The organism is Methyloversatilis sp. MC4-4 (assembly GCF_049843555.1).
GTDB classification, from domain to species: Bacteria; Pseudomonadota; Gammaproteobacteria; order Burkholderiales; family Rhodocyclaceae; genus Methyloversatilis; species Methyloversatilis discipulorum_B.
Genome location: NZ_JBBHZK010000005.1, coordinates 74,493 through 97,358 on the forward strand (window position 1 = coordinate 74,493; position 22,866 = coordinate 97,358).

Consider the following 22,866-nt stretch of genomic DNA (forward strand, 5'->3'; position numbering starts at 1 on the left):
CTGCCGAATTTAGCAACATGACGTTTCACGCCGCCCGTCCGACCCCTGCCGATCCGCTGCCCGCGGTGAAGGGCTGAACCGATGCGCTGGTTGCGACTGCTCAAGATCGTCACCGTCAGCCTGCGTTTCGGGCTCGACCAGATGCTGATCGACGCCGGCAGCAAGCTGCGCTTCGCCGGTCTGCTGCGCGTCACCCGGCTCGGCCGCCGCTTCGACGCGCCGCGCGCGGTGCGTCTGCGCCAGGCGCTGGAGGCGCTCGGCCCCATCTTCGTCAAGTTCGGCCAGATGCTGTCGACGCGGCGCGACCTGCTGCCGCCCGATCTGGCCGACGAACTGGCCAAGCTGCAGGACCGCGTGCCGCCCTTTCCGTCGGAACAGGCGATCGCCCGCCTGGAAACGTTCTACGGCAAGCCGCTGGCGCAGGTTTTCCGCAGCTTCGAAACACAGCCGGTGGCGTCGGCCTCGGTCGCCCAGGTGCATTTCGCGGTGCTGCCGACCGGTGAGGAAGTCGCGGTCAAGGTGCTGCGACCGGGCATCGAGCACGTCATCGCCAACGACATCGCGCTGATGGAAACCGCCGCCACGCTGCTCGAACGCGTGTGGTCGGAAGGCCGCCGGCTGAAGGCGCGCGAGGTGGTGGCGGAGTTTTCCAAGCACCTGGGCGACGAGCTGGATCTGATGCGCGAGGCGTCGAACTGTTCGCAACTGCGCCGCAACTTCCGCGATTCGCCGCTGCTCGCCGTGCCCGAGGTGTACTGGGACTACTGCGGTCCCGCCGCGATGGTGATGCAGCGCATGTACGGCCTGCCGATCTCACAGGTCGATGCCTTGCGCGCCCAGGGGGTGGACATGGCCGCGTTGTCGCGCGCCGGCGTCGAAATCTTCTTCACCCAAGTGTTCCGCGACGGCTTCTTTCACGCCGACATGCACCCGGGCAACATCTTCGTCGCGCCCGATGGCCAGTACATCGCGCTCGACTTCGGCATCATGGGCACGCTGACCGACGTCGACAAGAACTACCTGGCGCAGAACTTCCTCGCCTTCTTCCAGCGCGACTACAAGCGCGTCGCGCAGGCGCACGTTGACGCCGGCTGGGTACCGCGCGGTACCCGGGTGGACGAATTCGAGGCGTCGATCCGTGCCGTCTGCGAACCCATCTTCGACAAGCCGCTGAAGGAAATCGAATTCGGCCGCACGCTGCTGCGCCTGTTCCAGGTGTCGCGCCGCTTCAACGTCGAAATCCAGCCGCAGCTGGTGATGCTGCAGAAAACCCTGCTCAACATCGAAGGCCTGGGCCGCCAGCTCGATCCGGAACTGGACCTGTGGAAGACGGCCAAGCCTTTCCTCGAGCGCTGGATGAGCGAGCAGATGGGCTGGCGCGCGCTGCGCCGCAAGCTGGTCGAGGAGGCGCCGGGCTGGGCGCTGACGATGCCCGAGCTGCCCCGTCTGGCACACCGCGTGCTGAGCCAGGCCGCGGCCCACGACGCCTTGCACGACCCCATCATCATCGAGCGCCGCAGCCGTCGCCAGCTGCGCTGGCTGCGCATACTGAGCGCGCTGGTTGCCGTGCTGATCGGTCTCGAAATCTGGCGCATCGCCGCCGGTCTGTAGGACGCATCGGCAGCACGTCTGCCACGGTCGGGAAGAACGCCCGAAGCGGCGCCCTCAAGTCAGCGCCTGCACCGTCGTTAGTGATCCTTCATGCCGCGAGATCACAACGATGAAAACGACCACGGTAGATACGCTAGATACGCATCGCGGCCGCACGGCGTCGCACCGGGAGGACGCGCGATGACGCCGGCCCACCCCACACGCCTTGGCGCGCTGGCCGGGTCGATGACCCGTTCGGTGCGCGGCGCGGCGATGACCTTTTCGCAGATCGTGTCCGAACGCGTCGGCATGTCGGTTTCGCATGTCGCGCTGGCCGACCGCGAGTCGCTGCAGCGCAGCCTGTGCGCGCTCGACGAATTCAGCGGCGGTCGTCTGTGCGTGGTCGCGCAGCGCATGCGCACCGCCGACGGCCAGGCGGCCGAAGCGCTGCTGGCGCTGCCGGAGGAGGGCGCGCTGCTCATCGTGCGCCGCATGCTCGGCCTCGCCGACGTGGCCGACGAATTGTCCGAACTCGAACAGGACGCGCTGGCCGAAGCCGGCAGCATCGTCATCGATGCCTGCAGCGGCGGCCTCGCCGGCGCCTTCGGCTGGAAGGTCGAGGCGACGCAGCCGCGTGTCGCGCTGTCGTCGCGCGACTGCGGCTTCGGCGTCGACGAATCGCTGCAGAACGCGCTGGTCACCCACCTGCACATCCATCTGTCCGGCCTGCGGGTCGAGGGGCGCGTGGTGCTCGAAATGGTGGCCGATACGGCGCTGCCGGCCGCCTCGCCCTATCCACTTTCGGCCTGATCGAAAAACAGCCGCTTTCCTTTGCCCATCAGCGTTTGCGCGCCGCTATCATTGCGCTCGCGCGGCGTCGTGCCGCGCCGCGCAATGTTCCGCCGGGGCGTTCATGCTGATCTGGTTCGTAGTGCTCTATCTGATGGTGTCGGTCGGCATCGGCCTGTACGCGTCGAAGAACGTTCATAACGCGAAGGACTTCGCGGTCGCCGGGCGCAGCCTGCCGCTGCCGGTGGTCACCGCCACCGTGTTCGCCACCTGGTTCGGCGCCGAGGCGGTGTTCGGCGTGTCGGCGCAGTTCGTCACCGAAGGCCTGGGCGGCGTGGTGGCCGACCCCTTCGGCTCGTCGATGTGTCTCATCATCGCCGGCTTCTTCTTCGCCTCCAAGCTGTACAAGCTCAACATCCTGACCGTCGGCGACTACTACCGCATGCGCTACAACCGCACGGTGGAGGCGATCACCTCGATGTGCATCGTCGTGTCCTACCTCGGCTGGGTGGCGGCGCAGATCAAGGCCATGGGCCTCATCTTCTTCATGGTGACCAACGGCGCCGTGAGCCAGGAGGCGGGCATGGTGCTCGGCGCGGTCATCGTGCTCACCTACACCACCTTCGGCGGCATGTTCTCGGTGGCGATCCTCGACTTCGTGCAGATGGCGGTGTCGATGGGCGGCCTGCTCTACATCGCCTACATCATCAGCGGCCTGACCGGCGGTGTGGCGCCCGTGATCGAGCACGCGTCGGCGGCCGGCAAGCTGGATTTCTTCCCGCCGGCCGACCCCTGGCTGTGGATCACCTTCATCGGCGCCTGGCTCACCATGATGCTGGGTTCGATTCCGCAGCAGGACGTGTTCCAGCGCGTCACGTCGGCGAAGAGTGCCAAGGTGGCCGTCGGCGGCTCGGTGCTCGGCGCGACCATCTACTTCTGCTTCTGCTTCGTGCCGATGTTCATCGCCTACTCGGCGACGCTGATCGACCCGGCCACCTTCGGCGCGCTGATCGAGGAGGATTCGCAGCGCGTACTGCCGACGCTGGTGATGCAGCACACGCCGCTGATCGCGCAGATCCTGTTCTTCGGCGCCGTGCTGTCGGCCATCATGAGCTGCTCGTCGGCGACGCTGCTGGCGCCCTCGGTCACCTTCGCCGAGAACATCGTGAAGGGCTTCTACCCGCGCATGAGCGACCGTCAGCTGCTGTTCGTGATGCGCGGCGCCATCGTCGGTTTCGCCAGCGTCGTGCTGCTGGTCGCGCTCAATTCGGAAACCAGCATCTTCGGTATGGTCGAGAACGCCTACAAGGTGACGCTGGCGGGCGCCTTCGTGCCGCTGTTCTTCGGTGCCTTCTGGAAGCGCGCGACGACCCAGGGCGCGCTGGCGGCCATCATCGGCGGGTTGATGTCATGGCTGCTGATCGAGATTCTGGTCGGTGAAGCGAGCCTGGTACCGCCGCAGCTGATCGGCCTGGCCGTCAGCATGGTCGGCATGGTGGTCGGTTCGCTGTTGCCGCAGTGGGTCGGTCACCGGCTGCCGCACGAACCGGATCACGCCGCGCTGCATCACCATGCCGCGTCCGGTACGCATCACGCAGCGCCCGGCGGTCACCACACGTCGAACTGATCAGGGCTTCGCGCCTGCCTCAGTGGCGTCCTTCGCGTTCTTTGCGGCTTCCTTCGCCGCCGCCTCGGCTTCGCGGCGGGCACGTTCCTCCTCGCGCTTCTGCACGCGCTCGTCGATCTTCGCCGCCTTGCGCCGCTGTTCGGCGGCGCGCTCGGCGGCGCGCGCGTCCTCGCGCTTGCGTTTGGCCGCCTGCGCGGCGTCGCGCTCTGCCTGAGCGCGTTCGCGCGCCTCGGCCTGGGCCGCCATTTCGGCGTCCTTGTCGGCGCGAGCGGCCGCATCCTGCGCCCGCTGCGCCTCCTGTTCGCGCGTTTTGACGCTCATTTCGATCGACTTGTCCCGGCGCGCTTCGGCCGCGCGCTGCTTTTCCGCGCGGCGCACTTCGGCGGCGCGGGTGCGCATGTCGCGTTCGATATCGCTTGCCTGGATCTCCAGCTTGCGGGCCTCTCCGAGGCTGCGGCGATAGGCTTCGTCGGTGTCCTCGATGCAGGACGACACCAGCGTGCGCTGCCAGCAGGCGGCATAGCCCTCGTCGCGCGCGATGCGGGCGGCTTCCTGTTGCGTGCGTGCCTGCTGCTTCAGCGCAGCGGCCTGGTCGCGCAGCCGTGCGCGTTCCTCCGCGGGGAAGCTGTCCTCCTGTGCAGCGGCGAAGGTGCTCGCGCCCAGGGCGATCAGCGCAGCCATGCTGCGCAGAACAAAGGTGTTCACGTGCGATGTCCTCGTTGAATCCGGGGCGCCGCGGCGGCGGCCCTCGTTGCCGTCTCCCTGTGGCGCTGATGGCGACAGGGGCCATGATGCTAACCCGCAACCGCGGGTCGGGCACGAGATCGATCAACGCGTATGCCTGGCTGGCGATGGACAGCACGCGCCGGCCGGGGCTTCGGCGACACGGCGCACGCACAAAAAAAACGGGCGCCCGAAGGCGCCCGAACCATTGCTGGAGGAGTGTTCGTATCAGAGGCGGTAGGCGGTTTCGCCGTGGGCGGTCACGTCCAGACCTTCGCGCTCTTCGTCTTCCGGCACACGCAGGCCGATGAAGATGTCGACCAGCTTGTAGGCGATGAAGGACACGACGCCCGACCACACGATGGTGATCACCACGCTCATCGCCTGGATGCCGACCTGGGCACCCATCGCGAAGTCTTCGGCACCGGTACCGCCGAGCGACGGCGCGGTGAACACGCCGGTCAGGATGGCGCCGACGATGCCGCCGACACCATGCACGCCGAACACGTCGAGCGAGTCATCGGCACCGAGCATGTGCTTCAGGCCATTTACGCCCCACAGGCAGATCACGCCAGCCAGCAGACCGATCACCAGGGCGCCCATCGGGCCGACGGTACCGCAGGCCGGGGTGATGGCGACCAGACCGGCGATCGAGCCGGAAGCGGCACCCAGCATCGACGGCTTGCCCTTGAAGATGGCTTCCGCGGCGATCCAGGCAACCGTAGCAGCGGCGGCGGCAATCATCGTGTTGATGGCGGCCAGCGCGGTGTTGGCGTTGGCTTCCAGGTTGGAACCGGCGTTGAAGCCGAACCAGCCCACCCACAGCATCGACGCACCGACCATGGTCAGTACCAGCGAGTGCGGGGCCATCGATTCCTTGCCGTAGCCGATGCGCTTGCCGACCATGTAGGCACCCACCAGACCGGCAACACCGGCGTTGATGTGCACCACCGTGCCGCCGGCGAAGTCCAGCGCGCCGTGACCCAGCAGGTAACCACCGGCACCCCACACCATGTGGGCGATCGGGATGTAGGAGAAGGTGAACCACAGCACCGAGAACAGCAGCACGGCCGAGAACTTGGCGCGTTCGGCGAACGAACCGACGATCAGCGCGGCGGTGATGCCGGCGAAGGTCAGCTGGAACATGATGAACACGTACTCAGGCAGCTTCACGGCGGGGCTGAAGGTGTCAGCCAGCGATTCGACCGAGACACCGCTCAGGAAGAGCTTGTCCAGCGAGCCGATGAAGGGCGTGCCCTCGGTGAAGGCCAGGCTGTAGCCGTAGATGACCCACAGCACGCCGATCAGCGAAAACACGACCATCACCTGCATCAGCACCGACAGCATGTTCTTGGCGCGCACCATGCCGCCGTAGAACAGCGCCAGGCCGGGCAGGGCCATGAACAGCACGATGACGGTGGATACCAGCATCCATGCCACGTCGCCCTTGTGGACTTCGGCCTTCACTTCTTCGGCCGGAGCCGCTTCAGCCGGTGCGGCTTCGGCGGCCACCGGTGCTGCCTCGGGCGCCGCCGGGGCGTCGGCGGCCGGTGCGGCCGCTTCGGCCGCGACCGGCGCTGCCGGGGGATCTTCTGCCATGACAGGCGCTGCCAGGCCGATGGCCAGCGTTGCGCACAGGATGCTCAAAAAGCGCTTCATCTCCCGTTCTCCCTTAAAGCGCATCGACGCCGGTTTCACCGGTGCGAATGCGGACGACTTGTTCGAGATCGAATACGAAAATCTTGCCGTCGCCGATTTTGCCGGTGCTGGCGGACTTTTCGATGGCTTCGACGACGCTGTCGACCAGCTCGTCGCTGATCGCCGCTTCGATCTTCACCTTCGGCAGGAAATCGACGACGTACTCGGCACCGCGATACAGCTCGGTGTGGCCTTTCTGACGACCGAAACCCTTGACCTCGGTGACGGTGATGCCCTGCACGCCGATGGCGGACAGCGCCTCACGCACTTCGTCAAGCTTGAACGGCTTGATGATGGCAGTGACTAGTTTCATGACATTCCCCTGGCAGATGCCGCGAAGCGTTTGTGTGAATCAGAAGGTCTTGGAAACGAATACGACGTACTGGTCGTCGCCGAGGTACTTGCCCTTCAGATTGGTGTAGAAGGCCTTTTCCGTGCTGTTCATGCTGGTGTCGGTATAGAAGGCGCCGACGGTGAAGCTCTGCGGCAGCGCGTAGGACAGGCCGATCTTCCAGTCTTCGTACGAGGCGAAGGAGTCGTTCTTGACGCCAGCGTTCGAGCCATCGAATTCCTGGATGCCGTAGTGCAGGTTAAGCGTCAGCGCGTCGGTGATCGGGTAGTTGGCCTGCAGGTCCAGATACCATGTGCCGTCCGCGTTGTTCACGCCGAAGGTGTCGCCGAGGCTGTACGAGTACTTGGCCGACAGGAACTTCCAGCTGGCAGCAACATAGACTTCGGTCGTGTCGGCCTTGGTTATGCCGGGGTTGCGATCGCCCGGATAGATGTACTGCAGGATACCGACGTCCATGCCGATGTCTTCGGTCACTGCGAACTTGTAGCCACCGTAGACGTCGATTTCCATGCTGGAGCTGGAGTAGGCCGGATCCACACCCGCCGGTGCATCCTTGAGCCACGAAATGTTCGAAGCCCAGGTACCGATGTAGAAGCCGCTGGCGTGCGAGTAGTCGAAGCCGCCCTGCAGTGCGATGTCTTCATTGGTCTGGCTGATGCCGCGGAACACGTACTGGCTGAACAGACCGACGTTGCCGGTGAAGGTGTGCGGGCTGGCCGGCTCTTCGGCGTGGACGGAGAAGGCGGGCACGGCCAGCGCGCTGGCGAGGGCGGCGGCGATCAGAGTCTTTTGCATGAGTGTTCACTCCTTGATGTTAGGGAAAACTGCTCAGCCGCTATTGCACGGACCGTGCCAGCGAGCAAACGATATATCTTTCAATGACTTGTGATCGCATCCCACAGCGGCGCCGTGATCCATGCAACGGCCTTGCCCCAAGTTCACGCGCGACAAATCCGACTCGCACCAAGTCGGTGCGTGAATACATGGCCTTACATTCCGTGCGCGAATTCGGTGCCCGCATGCCCGGAAATGCACCGCGATGTCATGAATGACGCCGCCACGATGGTCGCGCCGGCTGCTGCTTGCCGGCACAATGCGCGGCGAACGCACGTCGCGTCGGCGTCCCGCCGGGGCGCTGCGTTGAATCCCTAACTGCAGGAGGTCGCCATGCTCAATCCCAAGATGCTCGAAGAGCTGTCCAGCCGTTTTTCCGAACTGATCGCCGCCAGCCCGGCCCGCGATCTGGAAAAGAACGCCAAGGCGATGGCCAGCGCGATGTTTTCCCGCCTCGATCTGGTTACGCGCGAGGAATTCGACGTGCAGAGAGAGGTGCTGGCCCGCACCCGCGCCCAGCTCGAAGCGCTGGAAGCGCGTGTTGCCGATCTTGAAAGCCGGCTTGCCGCACGCGAGGGCTGACTGCGGCCGCGGAATTTTTCCCGTCATCGCGCATCAACAACGGTGTGCGACTTATATGGAGAGCTCATGACCTTCCCGAATTTCACGGCCGTGTGCCGGTCGACCGTGATCGCTGCGGGTCTGGCACTGGCCGTGCCGGCGCTGGCGGCCGGCACCTACAGCCGTGTGCTGCCCGAGAAAAGTTCGCTGGCCTTCGTGTCGCAGCAGATGGGGGTGTCGGTCGACGGCACCTTCCGCAAGTTTGCCGCGACGCTTGATTTCGATCCGACCAAACCCGAGGCCGGCAAGGCCACGCTGGACATCGAACTGGCGTCGATCGATGCCGGTGGCCCGGAAGCCAACGACGAGGTGAAGGGCAAGAACTGGTTCGACGTGAAGCAGTTCCCGACGGCGCGCTTCGTGTCCACCTCGGTCAAGCCGCTGGGCAACAACAGGTTCGAAGTACGCGGCCAGATGAGCATCAAGGGCAAGACGCGCGAGGTGGCCGCGCCCTTCACGCTGAAACCGGAGGGTGCCGGTGCGGTGCTCGAGGGCAGTTTCCCGCTCAAGCGCCTTGACTACGGAGTCGGCACCGGCGCCTGGGGTGACACCTCGGTGGTCGCCGACGAGGTGCAGATCCGCTTTCGGCTCGCCGTCGCCGGCAAGTAATCCCCCGGACGCGCCCGACTGCGGCGCGCCCGTACATCAATAAGAAGGAGTTCCTGCATGAAGAAGATCGCTGTTGCCCTGTTCGGCGCATTCGCCGGCCTGTCCATGACCGCCGGCGCGATGGCCGCCGATAGCTTCACCATCGACAGCCGCCACACCTTTCCGGTGTTCGAGGTCAACCACCTCGGCTTCTCGACGCAGCGCGGCCGTTTCAACAACGTGACCGGCAAGATCATGCTGGTGCCGGCGCAGAAGAGCGGCAGCATCGAGGTCACGATCGACAGCGCTTCGGTCGACATGGGCCTCGAAGCCTGGGACAAGCACATGCGCGGCGAGGATTTCTTCAACGTCGAGAAGTTTCCGAACATGACCTTCAAGTCGACGAAGCTGATGTACGAAGGCGACAAGCTGGTCGGCGCGGAGGGCGATTTCACGCTGCTCGGCGTGACCCGGCCGGTGCGTCTGGACGTCAAGGGCTTCGCCTGCGGCACCCACCCGATCAACAAGAAGGCGCTGTGCGGTGCCGACATCTCGACCACCCTGAAGCGTTCGGAATTCGGCATGACCAAGTACCTGCCGGGCATCGGCGACACGGTGGTGATCAACATCCCGGTCGAGGCGTTCAAGGACTGAGGCGCCGCCGGAGCGCAGCGGTCTTGTCGGGGCCAAGGCCGCTCCCGCGAGGCGCGCGCCCGAGCCGCGAGCCGAACCAAGGCCGCGGTGCTGTGGGAGGGGTCTTCTGACCCCGACAGCGGCCGTCGATCAAATACGGTCGCACGCGCCTCATGTGTTAACCGAATACCACCCCGAGCCCTTCCGTCCGTAGCACGTTAGCGACCTGCGCGCGTTGCGCGCTTCACGCGAGGAGGACGGACATGAAGGCGAAGAAAATCCTGTTGCTGGCCGGCGATTTCGTCGAGGACTACGAAATCATGGTGCCTTTCCAGGCGCTGCTGGCCGTCGGCCACACCGTGCACGCGGTGTGTCCGGACAAGAAGGCGGGCGACCAGATCGCCACCGCCATTCACGATTTCGAAGGTCAGCAGACCTATTCCGAGAAGCGCGGCCATAACTTCACGCTGAACGCCACGTTTGATACGGTGAAGGCCGAGGACTATGACGCGCTGGTCATCCCCGGCGGTCGTGCGCCTGAATACCTGCGCATGGACGACAAGGTGCTGGCCATCGTCCGTCACTTCGCGCTGGCCGACAAGCCGATCGCCGCCATCTGCCACGGCGCCCAGCTGCTGGCCGGCGCCAAGGTGCTCGAAGGCCGCCTGTGCTCAGCCTACCCGGCCTGCCGCGCCGAGGTCGAACTGGCGGGTGGCCGCTACGCCGACATCGCCATCGACGGCGCGGTGACTGATCGCAACCTCGTTACTGCGCCTGCCTGGCCGGCGCACCCGGCCTGGATTTCGCAGTTCCTCGCGGTGCTCGGCACGCGCATCGAGTGAGCGAACGGCGCGGCGGGGCGTGTGCGTTCCGCTGCGCTGTCTACAATAGGCGCAGGAGGTGTCACCCATGTGCCAGATCTTCATTCGCGCCGACCCCGAACTTTATGTGATGCGCAGCCGTTCGCTGCGGCTGCGCGGCGTCGCCACCAGCATCCGGCTGGAGAACCAGTTCTGGGACGTGCTGGAAGAGATCGGCGCGCGCGACGGGCTGACGCTGCCGCGCCTCATTTCGAAGCTGTACGACGAACTGGCCGAGGCGGGCGGTGGCGACGGCGCCCACCTGCTGCCGGCCAACTTCACCTCCTTCCTGCGCGTCTGCTGCGGCCGTTACATGGCGCTGCAGCTGGCCGGCGCGATACCGGCCGACACCCGCATCGCCATCTCGTCGCTCGACGCCGAACGCGTGCTGGCGGCCGAGCGCCGGCGCACCGCGGCCAACCAGGTCGCCTGATGACGGTACTGAAGTACCTGTCGGCCTATCCGGCCCACATCCAGGATCAGGTGCGCGCATTGATCGAGCAGGACCGGCTGGCCGAAACCCTGCGTGTGCGCTACCCGGAGCGCCACGACATACGCAGCGATTCCGCGCTGTACGACTATGTGCTCGAACTGAAGAACCGCCACTTGCGCACCGCGCCTCCGGTCGCCAAGGTGGCGTACGACAGCGGCCTCGGTCTGGTGGCGAAGGCGCTCGGCACGCAGACCACGATTTCGCGCGTGCAGGGTGCGAAGCTCAAGAGCAAGCGGGAAATCCGCGTCGCCACGCTGTTCCGTGACTGCGCGCCGGAGTTCCTGAAGATGATCGTCGTGCACGAGCTGGCGCACCTGAAGGTGCGCGAGCACGACAAGAGTTTCTATGCGCTGTGCGAGCACATGGAGCCGCGCTACCACCAGTACGAGTTCGACCTGCGGCTGCATCTGACCTGTCTCGACCTCGCAGGCAAGTCCGCGTAGCCGTTGAGCCGCGCGGCGCTACACTGCGGCCGATGAGCGAACTGAAGAAAACCGTATCCCTCGTGCTGGGTTCCGGTGGCGCCCGCGGCCTTGCGCATATCGGCGTCATCCGCGAACTGCTGGCACGTGGCTACGACATCCGCGCGATTTCCGGTTCCTCGATGGGGGCCGTGGTCGGCGGCATTCACGCTGCCGGCGGGCTCGACGCGTACGAGCAGTGGGTGACCGGCCTCGTCCAGTCCGACGTGTTCCGCCTGCTCGACTGGACCTTCTCCGGCGGCGGCCTGATCCGCGGCACGCTGTTGATGACGCGGCTACGCGAGCTGATCGGCGACTGCGACATCGAAACCCTGCCGCTGGACTTCACCGCGGTGGCGGTTGATATCGAGCGCGGGCGCGAGGTGTGGTTCACCGACGGTCCGCTGTTCGAGGCGATGCGCGCCTCCATGGCCATACCGTCCATCTTCACGCCGCACGCTTACCGCGGTCGCACGCTGGTCGATGGCGGCCTGCTCAACCCGGTGCCGGTGGCACCGACCCAGCGCACGCTGACCGACCTCACCGTCGTGGTCGACCTGAATGGCGAATCGGTCGAGCCGCCGCCGCTGCAGAAGCTGCCTGCCGAAGTATCCCCCGGCCTGCTGGCGCGGCTGCGCGGCTATCTGCCGGGCAGCAACGGCGACGCCAAGCCGGTCGAGACCAGTCTGGCGATGTCCGACGTGCTCATGCGTTCGCTGGAAACCATGCAGGCCGCGATCACGCGCCAGCACCTCGCGGTGTTCTGGCCGGACGTCGTCATCAGCGTGCCGAAGAACACCTGCCAGTTCCACGAATTCCATCTGGCTGCGCCGCTGATCGACTATGGCCGCCGGCTGGCGGCCGCGGCACTCGATGCGGCCGAGAACGAGCGCGCGCGGCACAACGTCCATACGCCGCTGCGCACCGATCGCGCGCAGCAGTAAGGAGCCGTCGATGCATAAAGCGATGATCGCGCTGACCGGTGTCCTGCTGAGTGGCGCGGTCGCGGCACAGACCCCGCCGCAGCCGCTGCGGCCGGAGCAGGCCACCTGGTTCAGCCCGCCGGCGGTTCCGGCGCTGAAAGCCGCCTGGCTGGTCGGTTCGGAACAGGGCGCCGGCCCCTACCTGCTGCGCGTGCGCCTGGCGGCGGGCGGTCGCTTTCCGCCGCATACCCATCCGGACACCCGCTACACGACGGTGCTCAGCGGTACGCTGTACGTCGGCTTCGGTGAGCGCGTCGACGAGAACGCCGTGGTGGCGGTGCCGGCGGGTGCCATTTACGAAGCGCCGGCCGGCGAGCCGCACTGGGTGTGGGCCAAGGACGGCGACGTCGAATACCAGGAGTCCGGCGTCGCACCGACCGCCACCCGTCCTCTCCGCTGACCGCGCGTCGACAAAAAAACGCCCGGTTCCGCGAGCGGACCGGGCGAGCGCAAGGAGGAGTGAAACGGAGCAGCTACTTCAACAGCATCAACATCAGGACTACATCTTTTGCTGGACGTCGCGGGCGGTGTCCTGGACCTTCTCGCCGCCGGATTCGATGTCCTTGCCGGCGCCTGCGATCGTGTTGCAGCCTGCCAGCGCGAGGCCAGCGCACATCAGCATCAGGGTGATCAGTCTGTTCATCGTCGTCTCCTGTCGTTCAGTGTGGGATTCAGGTGCGATTGCGCAGCTGCGCAACCGTCGGCTGGAAGTCGCCTTCTTCATCGACGTCGAGCGTCAGCATCAGTCCGTCCTCGACCGGCTGCAGCCGGTAATCCGGTACCGCCAGACGCAGACCCGCGTCACTGCCGCGCGAGATGCGCACCATGGCGTAACGGGCCGAGCGTTCGCCGTGGCGGGCCGAGATGGTCTGTTCCACCACGCCCACGGTCGCGCCCTCGGTGTCGAACACTTCGCGACCGTCCAGCGACGACAGCGCGACGGCGGCACCCGACGGTGACGCGTCGATACGTCCTGTGCGACCCAGTTCATAGGCGGCGAGCAGGGCGATCACGGTCAGTGCGCCGGCCAGTGCCGACATCAGCATGCGTCCAGTCATGATGGGTATCTCCGTCTGCATGACACGAGCCCAGTATGGGCAGCGGACGGGTGTGCGCCTGTCATCCGTCGCGGTGGGCGCGTGTAGGACAAATCCGGCAGGCGCGCTTCGGTTACCCTCGCGTCTGGTCGAGGAGGACGGACATGATCGGGTTGATCGCGGGACTGGTGCTGGTGATCGGTGTGCACTCATTGCGGCTGGTGGCGCCCGGCCTGCGCGAGCAGGTGATAGCGCGGCACGGCGCGACGCGCTGGCGCCTGCTGCATTCGGGCGCGTCGCTCGTCGGCCTGGTGCTGCTGATCTGGGGCTATGGCGAGGCGCGGTCCGAGCCGCTGTGGCTGTGGATACCGCCGGTGTGGTCGCGCCACGCCGCTGCGCTGCTGATGCTGCCTTCGTTCGTGCTGCTGGCGGCTTCGCTGCTGCCGGGTTCGCGCATCGCCGCCCGGCTGCGCCAGCCGCTGGCTGCGTCGGTGAAGATCTGGGCCTTCGCTCACCTGCTGGCCAACGGTACGCTGGCCGACCTGCTCATGTTCGGCAGCTTCCTCGTGTGGGCGGTGCTGTCCTTCACGCTGCTGCGTCGACGCGAAGCACATCTGCCGGTGCCGCCCGGCTCGGCGGCCGGCGACCTGAAGGTGGTGCTGGCCGGCATCGCCGGCTGGGCCGTGTTCGCGTTCTGGCTGCACGGCCTGCTGATCGGCGTGCGTCCCTTCGGCTGAGGAGAGCGGGAATGATGACCGTACACATCGAGCGTCTGCGCCCGGGCGACGACCTGCGGCGCAGTCTCGAACACTGGGCGAAGCGGCAGGACCTCGGCGCCGCATTCGTGCTGTCGGCGGTCGGCAGCCTGTCACCGGCCATGCTGCGGCTGGCCGGGCGGGATACACCGACGGTGATCGACGGCGACAGCGAACTGCTCACGCTGTCCGGCACGATCAGCGCGCACGGCGTGCATCTGCACATGTCGGTGGCCGACGCCCACGGACAGGTGACCGGCGGTCATCTGCTTGCCGGCAGCATCGTGCGCACGACGATGGAACTGGTGCTCGGCATCGCCAGCGGTTGGGAAATCCGCCGCGAGATCGACCCGCTCACCGGCTACGAGGAAATGGTGGCCGAGAACCACGACGAACTGCTCGGTGCGCGCGGCCCTGATTAGACGACGTATCGGAAGCAAGGCATCGCCCGCCGGTCCGCACGCACGACGCCGCGCCACATCGCGCGAAAACTTATTTCGTCACCGCTGCCCAATAAATAGGCAACACCGTTGACACCGGCCTCCCGCGCGCGATTGCGGCGTCTATACATCTTTCGCTAACAAGTTTGTCCACAGATGCTGTGGATGACGCGACGTGGTCTGCCGCAATCCATGTCGTGGTCATCGGTGCGCGACGCGGCCGGAGGCGAATCCCCCGGCTTCGACGTACCTGCCCAAAAATGAGGCAACCCTATTGACACCCTCAGCTGGCGCGGCTGCCGTGACGACGCGCTGCATCTTGTCCACAGATGTTGTGGATAAGAACAGCCTGCCGGCCGTGTAAGCTCGCGGCTTTCCGAATCAGGATCCTGCAGTGGCGAAAGTCATTCCCGACGGCTGGCGAGAACTCGCGGCGGGCGAGGCCGGTGGCGCGGCCGAACGCGAGCTGGCGACGCTCGCGCTGCTCGAGCGCGGCCTGCCGGCCGCCTACACCGTCTACCACGGCGTGCACTGGACGCGGCTGGACGAGGGCGGCTTCTCGATCTACGGCGACATCGACTTCGTCGTGGTGAATGCCGCCGGCGAACTGCTGGCCATCGAACAGCGCAGCGGCTTCCTCGAAGAAGGGCCGCAGGGTCTCAGTTCGCGCCGGCGCGGTCGCGACCGCAATGTCGCGGTCGGCATCGCGCGCTCGCGCACCGCGCTGCAGGCACGGCTGGCCGCGCGGCTCGGCGGCCCGGTGCCGCGCATCGAGTACCTGGTGTACTGCCCCGACTACTTCGTGCGCCAGGCACATACCGCTGGCATCGAACCGGAACGCATCGTCGACGCCGCGGTGCGCGATCAGCTGATACCGCGCATCCGCGCCATCCTGCCGCCAGGCGAACACAGCGGGCACGCGCCCGAGGTGCACCGCTTCCTGCGCGACGAGATCAAGCTGGAGCCGGACGTTGCCGCGCGGCTGGGTATCGCGCGCGAGCGCATCACCCGCGTCGCCGGCGGCCTGTCGCAGTGGGCGCGCGCGCTCGACTTCGACCCTTACCGGCTGCGAGTCGTCGGCACCGCAGGTTCCGGCAAGACCCAGCTGGCACTGGCCGAGTACAGCGCCGCCATCGCGGCCGGCCGACGCCCGCTCTATGTCTGTTTCAACCGCCCGCTGGCCGACCACCTCGCGCACATCGCGCCGGAAGGCGGCCTGGCCTGCACCTTCCACCATCTCTGCGAACGCGTGCTCGCCGCACACGGCGAGCGGCCGGACTACGCCAAGCCGGACGCCTTCGACGCGCTGATCGCGCGCGCCGGTGAGCTCGAGGTGCCGGACGACCTGCGCTTCGATTCCATCATCGTCGACGAGGGGCAGGACTTTTCCGCCGACTGGGCACAGCAGCTGTGGCGCCATGCCGCCGATGATGACGCGCGCCGCATCTGGCTCGAAGACCCGATGCAGAACCTGTACGCGCGCCCCCCGATCGAGCTGCCCGGCTGGGTCACGCTGCGCGCGCACAGCAATTTCCGCAGCCCGCGACCGGTGGTCCGCATGCTGCAGGCGCTGCTGCCGGCCGCCGAGCATATCGAGGCGGCTTCGCCGTTCGAGGCGGACGAGGTCGAACTGCTCGCCTACGACACCGCCCATCCGCTGACCACGCGCGTGAAGGAGGCGATACGCCTGTGCTTCGCCGCCGGCTTTCATGCGCAGGACGTCGCCATCATCAGCTGGCGCGGCCGCGAACAGTCGGAACTGCTGCGCCACGACCGCCTCGGCGCCAACGCGCTGCGCAGCTTCACCGGCCAGTACGACCTGCTCGGCCAGCCGGAGTATTCCGGCGGCGAAGTGCTGATCGAATCGGTGTACCGCTTCAAGGGGCAGTCGGCGCCGGCGGTCATCCTCGCCGAAATCGACTTCGAAACGCTGGACGAACGCACGCTGCGCAAACTCTTCGTCGGCGCCACGCGGGCGATGATGAAGCTGGTGCTGGTGGCGAGCGAACGCGCCGCCGCGCAGCTGCGCGACAAGCTGGGAGCACATCCGTGAATGGCGCTGCGCCGCACGCGCTGATGATCCAGGGCACCACGTCGGACGCCGGCAAGAGCACGGTCGCCGCCGGCCTGTGCCGCAGCCTGCACCGGTGCGGCGTGCGCGTGGCGCCGTTCAAGCCGCAGAACATGGCGCTGAACAGTGCGGTCACCGCCGACGGCGGCGAGATCGGCCGCGCCCAGGCGCTGCAGGCCCAGGCCTGCGGGCTGGTGCCGCACACCGACATGAACCCGGTGCTGCTCAAGCCCAACTCCGACACTGGCGCCCAGGTCATCGTGCATGGCCGCGCGCTGGCCAATATGGAAGCGCGCGCCTACCACGACTACAAGCGGGTCGCGATGGACGCGGTGATGCAGTCCTGGCGGCGGCTGACCGCGCAGTACGACTTCGTCGTGGTCGAAGGCGCGGGCAGCCCGGCGGAAATCAATCTGCGCGATCGCGACATCGCCAACATGGGCTTCGCGCTGCCCAACCGCTGCCCGGTGGTCATCGTCGCCGACATCGACCGTGGCGGCGTGTTCGCCCATCTGGTCGGCACGCTGGACTGTCTGTCCGATGAGGAGCGTGCGCTGGTGCGCGGCTTCGTCATCAACCGCTTCCGTGGCGACCGCGCGCTGCTGCGTTCCGGCGAAGACTGGCTGGAGCAGCGCACCGGCCTGCCGGTGTTCGGCGTGCTGCCGATGCTGAAAGGCCTGCACCTCGACGCCGAGGACGCGATACAGACGCAGCAGACCGCTGCGGGTGAGGCCGCACGGCTGCGCGTGGCGGTGCCGGTTTTTCCGCGCATCAGCAATCACACCGATTTCGACGCGCTGCGTGCACATCCGCAGGTCGACCTGATGTTCGTGCCGCTTGATCGACCGCTGCCGGCTTGCGACCTCGTCATCCTGCCCGGCAGCAAGAGCGTGCAGGGCGACCTCGCCGCCTTGCGCGCGCACGGCTGGGACGCGCAGATAGCCCGCCACCTGCGCTACGGCGGTCGCCTGCTCGGCATCTGCGGCGGCATGCAGATGATGGGTCGCACGCTGCACGATCCGCAGGGGCTGGAAGGCGCACCGGGCAGCGTCGCCGGGCTCGGCCTGTTCGACTACGACACCACGCTCGAAACCGAGAAACAGCTGCGTGTCGTGCAGGGGCGTCTGTGTCCCGGTGGCGAGGCGGTGCGCGGATACGAAATCCATATGGGTGTGAGCGCAGGCCCGGCGCTGGCGCGTCCGGCGGTCGAACTGGAGCACGGCCCGGACGGCGCGCGCTCGGCTGACGGGCAGCTGATGGCGACCTATGTGCACGGCCTGTTCGACGCGCCCGACGCCTGCGCCGCGCTGCTCGCCTGGGCCGGCCTCGAAGCGGCCCAGCCGCTCGACCTGCACGCGCTGCGTGAAGCCAGCCTCGACCGGCTGGCCGACTGCATCGAGGCGGAGATCGACGTCGACCGGATGTGCGGTTTCCGCTGAAGGCGGCCAAGGTCGGGGAACGCCTCCTCCGTTGCGGCGCGCGGGATTCTTGTGGGCGCGGCCCTGGCCGCGACGCGGCTGCAACCCGTCGCGGACCGTGACAAGGGGCGTCGCCCGGCCTGCCGGTTTGGGCCTTCCGCCGCCCGGTGGTATCGTGCGCGCCGGTGCCGCTGCGGCGGCACTGCGTTCGAGGTGCCCTGTGCCGCGGCACAGGGTTAAACGGGAAGCAGGTGAGCGAGCTCTGCTCGCAAGGCCTGCGCTGCCCCCGCAACGGTAAGCAGATTCGATGCACGTTCATGCCACTGGGCCCCGCGCCTGGGAAGGCCGTGCATCGCGACACGCGGCACTCCGCCCGTCGTCGCAGCTGCGAGCCCGGATACCGGCCACGGATGCACGAGCGGTCATGCCCGGGGTGCGGCATCGCGACGGATGCGGCCCGCTGCCGGCTGCCTGCGTTGTTGTCCCCTGTGCCATGACTTCATGAGACTGCCGTCGTTCGGGGACGGGCGATGGCTGCAGGGAGCACATAACAATGCACAGCCGTACCACGGTCGCCACGCTACTTGCCGGCGCCGGCCTTCTTTCCTCCTCCGTTTCCGCCCAGACGCACGTGCTGGAGCCGGTCGTCGTCACCGCCACCCGTGTCGAGCAGCGCGTGTCGGACACTTTGTCCGACGTCAGTGTCATCGATCGCGAACAGATCGAGGCGGCCGGGCAGTCCACGCTGACCGAACTGCTGGCGCGCCAGCCGGGTGTCCAGATGACCAGCAACGGTGGCGCTGGCGCCAGCGTCGATTACTTCATCCGCGGCAGCGACTCGCGGCAGACCGTGGTGCTGATCGACGGCGTGCGCGTCGGATCCGGTTCCAGCGGCACCGCCGCGCTGCAATACCTGCCGCTGTCGCAGATCGAGCGCATCGAAGTGCTGCGCGGTCCGGCCTCCGCCGTGTTCGGCGCCGACGCGATCGGTGGCGTGATCCAGATCTTCACTCGCCGTGGCGACGACGGCCTGCAGGGCGAGGTATTCGCCGGCGGCGGCAGCTACGGCAGCTCCGAGGGCAGCGCCAGCCTGCGCGGCGGCGATGGCCGCTGGCGCTTCGCGCTGGGCGCCGGCGTCAGCAGCAGCCGCGGCTTCAGCTCGACCAATCCGCGCATCAATGAAGGCGTATCGGTGGCGCGGCGCGCCCACAATCCCGACCACGACGGCTACCTGAACCAGAACTTCAGCGGCAGCCTGAGCTTCACGCCGCACGTGGGCACCGAGATCGGCGTCAGCGCGCTGGCCAGCAAGGGTTACAACGAATTCGATTCCGGCCTGAGCTTCCCGAACACGCGCAACGATTTCGACAACGACAGCGCGACCGTCTATCTGACCCACGCCTGGAGCGATGCCGTGTCGACCACGCTGCGCAGCGGCCGCTCGGTCGAGGACTTCATCAGCTACGCGCGCACTTCGCCGCTCGGCAATCACTTCCGCACCGAGCAGTTCAGCCACGCGCTGGAGGCACGCGTGAAGCTGCCTCTGGGTACGCTGTTCGGCAGCGTCGAGCGGCTGGAGCAGGACGTGCTTTCGACCACGCCGACCGCCGTGAACATCGACTCCGAACGCAAGATCGATTCGCTGCAGCTCGGCTGGTCCGGCGCCATCGACCGCCACAGCCTGCAGCTGAATACCCGCCACGACCGCTACAGCACCAGCTCGCAGCACAAGACCACCGGCAACGTGGCCTATGGCTATCGGCTGACCGATGAATGGCGGCTGCACGGTGGTTACGGCACCGCCTTCCGCCTGCCCACCTTCAACCAGCTGTTCTTCCCCGGCTTTGGCAATCCGGACCTGGCGCCGGAGTCGTCGCGCAACAAGGAGGCCGGCGTGGTGTGGCAGCGCAAGGGCTCGCGCGCGGCCCTTACCGCCTACGACAACAAGGTGCGCAACCTGATCAATACGGTCACCGTGTCGCCCGGTGTGTCCGAGGCACGCAACGTCGGCGAGGCGCGTCTGCGCGGCCTGACCTTCGACGGCTCGACCTATCTGTTCGGCCATACCGAGCTGCAGGGTTCGGTCGACCTGCTCGACGCGACCGACCAGGACACTGGCGACCGCCTGCAGCGGCGCGCCGTGCAGACCGGCCAGCTGCGCGTCATCCAGCACATGACGCGTGGCCGCGTCGGCATCGAGATCCAGGCCACCGGTGACCGCTACTCGAACGCCGACGAGACGCGCCGACTCGGCGGCTACACGCTGCTGAACCTGTTCGCCGTCTGGAAGCTGTCACCCGAGGTGGCGCTTGAAGCGCGCGTGAACAACGTGACCGACAAGGACTACACCAGCGTGTTCGGCTACAACACGGCCGGCAGCAGCGTATTCGCCGGCCTGCGCTACACGCCGCAGTTCTGAACGCAGCCGAGCCGACCGGTAAACTCGCGCGATGAGCAGCCACCCGCCCGCCACCACCCTGCCGTCGCCGGCCGCGATGCGCGCGCTGCGCCGTCGTGCATGGGTGCTGCCGGCGCTGCTGCTGGCGCTGGCCGCGGCCTTCGCGCTGGCGCTGGCGGTGGGCAGCGTGGCGGTCAGTGCAGCCGAGCTGTGGCAGATCGCGACTGGCGGCGATGCCGGCATGGCGGGCGACATCGTGCGCTCGCTGCGCCTGCCGCGCGCGCTGGCGGCGGCGGCCTGCGGCGGCCTGCTGGCGCTGGCCGGGGCGCTGATGCAGGTGCTGCTGCGCAACCCGCTGGCCGACCCCTATGTGCTGGGCATTTCCGGCGGGGCGGCGGTGGGTGCGCTGCTGGCCATGCTGGTCGGCGCGGCCGGCCTGCTGCTCGAGCTTTCGGCCTTCGCCGGTGCGCTGGCGGCGATGGCGCTGGTGTTCGGGCTGGCGCACGGCGAGGGCAGCCGCACGCCGACCCGCCTGCTGCTGACCGGCGTCATCGTGTCGGCGGGGTGTGGCGCGGCGGTGTCCTTCATCCTGGCGGTGGCGAGCGAACAGTCGCTGCGCGGCATGCTGTTCTGGCTGATGGGCGACGCCAGCACCGCCAGCCGTCCCGGCGTCGCGGTCGCCGCCTTGCTGGGCGGGCTGGTCGCCTGCGCGCCGCTGGCGCGCGACCTCAACCTGCTGGCGCGCGGCGATGGCACGGCACAGCTGCTGGGCGTGCCCGTCGTCCGCCTGCGTCTGGTCGTCTATCTGCTGGCGTCGGCGCTGACGGCGATCGCGGTTACCACGGTCGGGTCGGTTGGCTTCGTCGGCCTCGTGGTGCCGCACCTGATCCGGCTCGCCTTTGGCAACGACCAGCGCCTGCTGCTGCCGGCCAGTGCGCTGGCCGGCGCCACGCTGCTGCTGCTGGCCGACACCGCGGCGCGCACCGTCATCGCGCCGGCCCAGCTGCCGGTCGGCGTGCTGACCGCGCTGCTCGGCGTGCCGGTGTTCCTGTTCCTGCTGAACCGCCACCGATGAGCGCCGTTCCGACCCTGCTCGCACGCGGCCTCGACGTGTCGGTCGCCGGTCGCGCGCTGTGCACCGGCCTCGAACTCGACGTGCGGCCGGGCGAACTGCTGGCCATCGTCGGCCGCAACGGCATCGGCAAGTCGACGTTGCTCACCACGCTGGCCGGGCTGCGCCCGCCGGCCGCCGGCACACTGACGCTGGAAGGCCGCGCGATCGCCGACTGGCCGGCGCGCGAACTGGCGAAACGGCGCGCACTGCTGGCGCAGTCGCAGGAGGACCACTTCGCCTCCACCGTGCTCGACACCGCACTGGTCGGCCGGCACCCGCACATCGGCCGCTGGGCCGACGAGAGCGACGCCGACGTCGACATCGCGCTGGCCGCGCTGGCGGCGGTATCGCTGCGCGGCTTCGAACTGCGCGAGGTGCGCACGCTGTCCGGCGGCGAGCGCCAGCGGGTGGCCATTGCGGCGCTGCTGGCGCAGCAGGCGCCGCTGTGCCTGCTGGACGAGCCCGTCACCCATCTCGATCTCGATTACCAGATCGAGACGCTGGAACTGTTCGCGCGGCTGGCCCGCGACGAGGGCCGCGCGGTGGTGGCGGTGCTGCACGACCTGAATCAGGTGCTGCGCTTCGCCGACCGCGCGCTGCTGCTGACCGGCGGCGGCGAATGGGTATGCGGGCCGGTCGACGCGGTGCTGCAGGCGGAGGTGCTGTCGCGCGCCTTCTGCCATCCGCTGAAGGAATTGCGCGACGACGGCCGGCGCTATTTCGTGCCGGCGTGAGGACAGAATGAGTGGAGGATGTGATGAGCGATCTTGATGAACGCCATGAAGCGCGCATGAAACGCAAGAAGGACGTGGTGGACCAGGCCATCGCCGCGGCGCAGGTCGAGCGCGGCGTGCTGGTGGTGAATACCGGCACCGGCAAGGGCAAGTCCAGCGCCGCCTTCGGCGTGGTCGCGCGCGCGCTCGGCCACGGCATGAAGGTGGGCGTGGTGCAGTTCATCAAGGGGCGTTCCGACACCGGCGAGGAAGCCTTCTATCGCCGTCAGCCGGACGTGCAGTGGCATGTGTCGGGTGAGGGCTTCACCTGGGAAACGCAGAACCGCGCGCGCGACGTCGCCACCGCCGAAGCGGCCTGGGAACAGGCGCGCGCCTTCCTGCGCGATCCGGCCATCGGCCTGGTGGTGCTGGACGAACTGAATATCGCGCTGAAGTACCACTACCTCGATGTCGCCACCGTCATCGCCGACCTCGCGGCGCGGCCGACCATGCAGCACGTCATCGTGACCGGCCGTGCCGCGCCGCCCGAGCTGGTCGAGGCGGCCGACACGGTGACCGACATGACCATGGTGAAGCACGCCTTCAAGGCCGGCGTGAAGGCGATGCCCGGGCTGGAATGGTGAGCGTGCCGTCCGCAGTCCGGCACT

The 22,866-nt window shown here is 67.5% G+C and carries 25 protein-coding genes and 1 riboswitch; of the genes, 19 read left to right on the forward strand and 6 right to left on the reverse strand.

Features of this window, described 5'->3' with window-relative positions; all coding sequences use genetic code 11:
- Positions 1-81 precede the first annotated feature (81 nt).
- The 3 genes from ubiB (at position 82) to WDZ97_RS18325 (ending at position 4,006) form a co-directional block, all read left to right on the forward strand.
- A complete protein-coding gene (ubiB, locus tag WDZ97_RS18315) occupies positions 82-1,611 on the forward strand; it encodes a ubiquinone biosynthesis regulatory protein kinase UbiB (protein ID WP_425763714.1) in 1,530 nt (509 codons plus the stop codon).
- 180 nt (positions 1,612-1,791) lie between these two features.
- On the forward strand, positions 1,792-2,400 hold the full coding sequence (locus tag WDZ97_RS18320) for a hypothetical protein (protein WP_425763715.1): 609 nt from the start codon (positions 1,792-1,794) through the stop codon (positions 2,398-2,400).
- Positions 2,401-2,503: 103 nt separating this feature from the next.
- Positions 2,504-4,006, forward strand: coding sequence for a sodium:solute symporter family protein (locus WDZ97_RS18325; protein WP_425763716.1), 1,503 nt, complete (start codon positions 2,504-2,506; stop codon positions 4,004-4,006).
- Here the strand turns inward: WDZ97_RS18325 and WDZ97_RS18330 are convergent, their stop codons facing one another.
- The 4 genes from WDZ97_RS18330 to WDZ97_RS18345 form a co-directional block, all read right to left on the reverse strand.
- Complete coding sequence (locus WDZ97_RS18330; RefSeq protein ID WP_425763717.1) at positions 4,007-4,711, reverse strand: hypothetical protein; 705 nt, start codon at positions 4,709-4,711, stop codon at positions 4,007-4,009.
- A gap of 246 nt (positions 4,712-4,957) precedes the next feature.
- The gene (locus WDZ97_RS18335; RefSeq protein ID WP_296813493.1) at positions 4,958-6,388 is read right to left on the reverse strand and encodes an ammonium transporter; all 1,431 of its coding nucleotides are present in this window, start codon (positions 6,386-6,388) and stop codon (positions 4,958-4,960) included.
- Between the two features lie 13 nt (positions 6,389-6,401).
- On the reverse strand, positions 6,402-6,740 hold the full coding sequence (gene glnK, locus WDZ97_RS18340; protein WP_018412627.1) for a P-II family nitrogen regulator: 339 nt from the start codon (positions 6,738-6,740) through the stop codon (positions 6,402-6,404).
- Positions 6,741-6,779: 39 nt separating this feature from the next.
- Complete coding sequence (locus WDZ97_RS18345; protein ID WP_020166325.1) at positions 6,780-7,574, reverse strand: TorF family putative porin; 795 nt, start codon at positions 7,572-7,574, stop codon at positions 6,780-6,782.
- Between the two features lie 372 nt (positions 7,575-7,946).
- Here WDZ97_RS18345 and WDZ97_RS18350 point away from each other — a divergent pair, with 372 nt between their 5' ends.
- The 8 genes from WDZ97_RS18350 (at position 7,947) to WDZ97_RS18385 (ending at position 12,652) form a co-directional block, all read left to right on the forward strand.
- A complete protein-coding gene (locus WDZ97_RS18350) occupies positions 7,947-8,195 on the forward strand; it encodes an accessory factor UbiK family protein (RefSeq protein WP_304005682.1) in 249 nt (82 codons plus the stop codon).
- Between the two features lie 66 nt (positions 8,196-8,261).
- A complete protein-coding gene (locus WDZ97_RS18355; RefSeq protein ID WP_304005680.1) occupies positions 8,262-8,843 on the forward strand; it encodes a YceI family protein in 582 nt (193 codons plus the stop codon).
- Positions 8,844-8,900: 57 nt separating this feature from the next.
- Positions 8,901-9,476: a YceI family protein gene (locus tag WDZ97_RS18360; protein WP_304005678.1), complete on the forward strand. Its 576-nt coding sequence runs from the start codon at positions 8,901-8,903 to the stop codon at positions 9,474-9,476.
- Positions 9,477-9,718: 242 nt separating this feature from the next.
- The gene (locus WDZ97_RS18365; RefSeq protein WP_020166322.1) at positions 9,719-10,297 is read left to right on the forward strand and encodes a DJ-1/PfpI family protein; all 579 of its coding nucleotides are present in this window, start codon (positions 9,719-9,721) and stop codon (positions 10,295-10,297) included.
- Between the two features lie 67 nt (positions 10,298-10,364).
- Positions 10,365-10,748 carry a ribbon-helix-helix domain-containing protein gene (locus tag WDZ97_RS18370; protein WP_020166321.1) on the forward strand — a complete coding sequence of 128 codons (384 nt, stop codon included), beginning with the start codon at positions 10,365-10,367 and terminating at the stop codon, positions 10,746-10,748.
- Positions 10,748-11,251, forward strand: a complete 504-nt coding sequence (locus tag WDZ97_RS18375; protein WP_304005677.1) for a M48 family metallopeptidase — start codon at positions 10,748-10,750, stop codon at positions 11,249-11,251. Before WDZ97_RS18370 ends, WDZ97_RS18375 begins: the two co-directional genes overlap by 1 nt.
- A gap of 32 nt (positions 11,252-11,283) precedes the next feature.
- Positions 11,284-12,213, forward strand: a complete 930-nt coding sequence (locus WDZ97_RS18380) for a patatin-like phospholipase family protein (protein WP_425763718.1) — start codon at positions 11,284-11,286, stop codon at positions 12,211-12,213.
- Between the two features lie 10 nt (positions 12,214-12,223).
- Positions 12,224-12,652, forward strand: coding sequence for a cupin domain-containing protein (locus tag WDZ97_RS18385; RefSeq protein ID WP_425763719.1), 429 nt, complete (start codon positions 12,224-12,226; stop codon positions 12,650-12,652).
- 99 nt (positions 12,653-12,751) lie between these two features.
- Here WDZ97_RS18385 and WDZ97_RS18390 read toward each other — a convergent pair whose 3' ends face one another.
- Both WDZ97_RS18390 and WDZ97_RS18395 read right to left on the reverse strand, forming a co-directional pair.
- Positions 12,752-12,895, reverse strand: a complete 144-nt coding sequence (locus WDZ97_RS18390; RefSeq protein ID WP_019916159.1) for an entericidin A/B family lipoprotein — start codon at positions 12,893-12,895, stop codon at positions 12,752-12,754.
- A gap of 28 nt (positions 12,896-12,923) precedes the next feature.
- On the reverse strand, positions 12,924-13,310 hold the full coding sequence (locus WDZ97_RS18395) for a hypothetical protein (RefSeq protein ID WP_232416096.1): 387 nt from the start codon (positions 13,308-13,310) through the stop codon (positions 12,924-12,926).
- A 143-nt stretch (positions 13,311-13,453) separates the two neighbouring features.
- Here WDZ97_RS18395 and WDZ97_RS18400 point away from each other — a divergent pair, with 143 nt between their 5' ends.
- The 8 genes from WDZ97_RS18400 to cobO all read left to right on the forward strand — a co-directional run bounded on the left by WDZ97_RS18400 (position 13,454) and on the right by cobO (position 22,842).
- The gene (locus WDZ97_RS18400; protein WP_425763720.1) at positions 13,454-14,026 is read left to right on the forward strand and encodes an NnrU family protein; all 573 of its coding nucleotides are present in this window, start codon (positions 13,454-13,456) and stop codon (positions 14,024-14,026) included.
- Positions 14,027-14,037: 11 nt separating this feature from the next.
- On the forward strand, positions 14,038-14,466 hold the full coding sequence (locus WDZ97_RS18405) for a PPC domain-containing DNA-binding protein (RefSeq protein ID WP_304005673.1): 429 nt from the start codon (positions 14,038-14,040) through the stop codon (positions 14,464-14,466).
- Positions 14,467-14,878: 412 nt separating this feature from the next.
- Positions 14,879-16,537 (forward strand): ATP-binding domain-containing protein, encoded by a 1,659-nt coding sequence (locus WDZ97_RS18410; protein WP_425763721.1) that lies wholly within the window; start codon positions 14,879-14,881, stop codon positions 16,535-16,537.
- A 23-nt stretch (positions 16,538-16,560) separates the two neighbouring features.
- Positions 16,561-17,994, forward strand: coding sequence for a cobyric acid synthase (locus tag WDZ97_RS18415; RefSeq protein ID WP_425763853.1), 1,434 nt, complete (start codon positions 16,561-16,563; stop codon positions 17,992-17,994).
- A 173-nt stretch (positions 17,995-18,167) separates the two neighbouring features.
- Positions 18,168-18,396: riboswitch (cobalamin riboswitch) on the forward strand.
- A 130-nt stretch (positions 18,397-18,526) separates the two neighbouring features.
- Entirely contained in the window at positions 18,527-20,392 is a 1,866-nt protein-coding gene (locus WDZ97_RS18420; RefSeq protein WP_425763722.1) for a TonB-dependent receptor domain-containing protein, read from the forward strand.
- A 31-nt stretch (positions 20,393-20,423) separates the two neighbouring features.
- A complete protein-coding gene (locus WDZ97_RS18425; RefSeq protein ID WP_425763723.1) occupies positions 20,424-21,446 on the forward strand; it encodes a FecCD family ABC transporter permease in 1,023 nt (340 codons plus the stop codon).
- Entirely contained in the window at positions 21,443-22,219 is a 777-nt protein-coding gene (locus WDZ97_RS18430) for an ABC transporter ATP-binding protein (protein WP_425763724.1), read from the forward strand. Before WDZ97_RS18425 ends, WDZ97_RS18430 begins: the two co-directional genes overlap by 4 nt.
- Before the next feature lie 23 nt (positions 22,220-22,242).
- Entirely contained in the window at positions 22,243-22,842 is a 600-nt protein-coding gene (gene cobO, locus WDZ97_RS18435) for a cob(I)yrinic acid a,c-diamide adenosyltransferase (protein WP_304007052.1), read from the forward strand.
- The last annotated feature ends 24 nt before the right edge of the window (positions 22,843-22,866 follow it).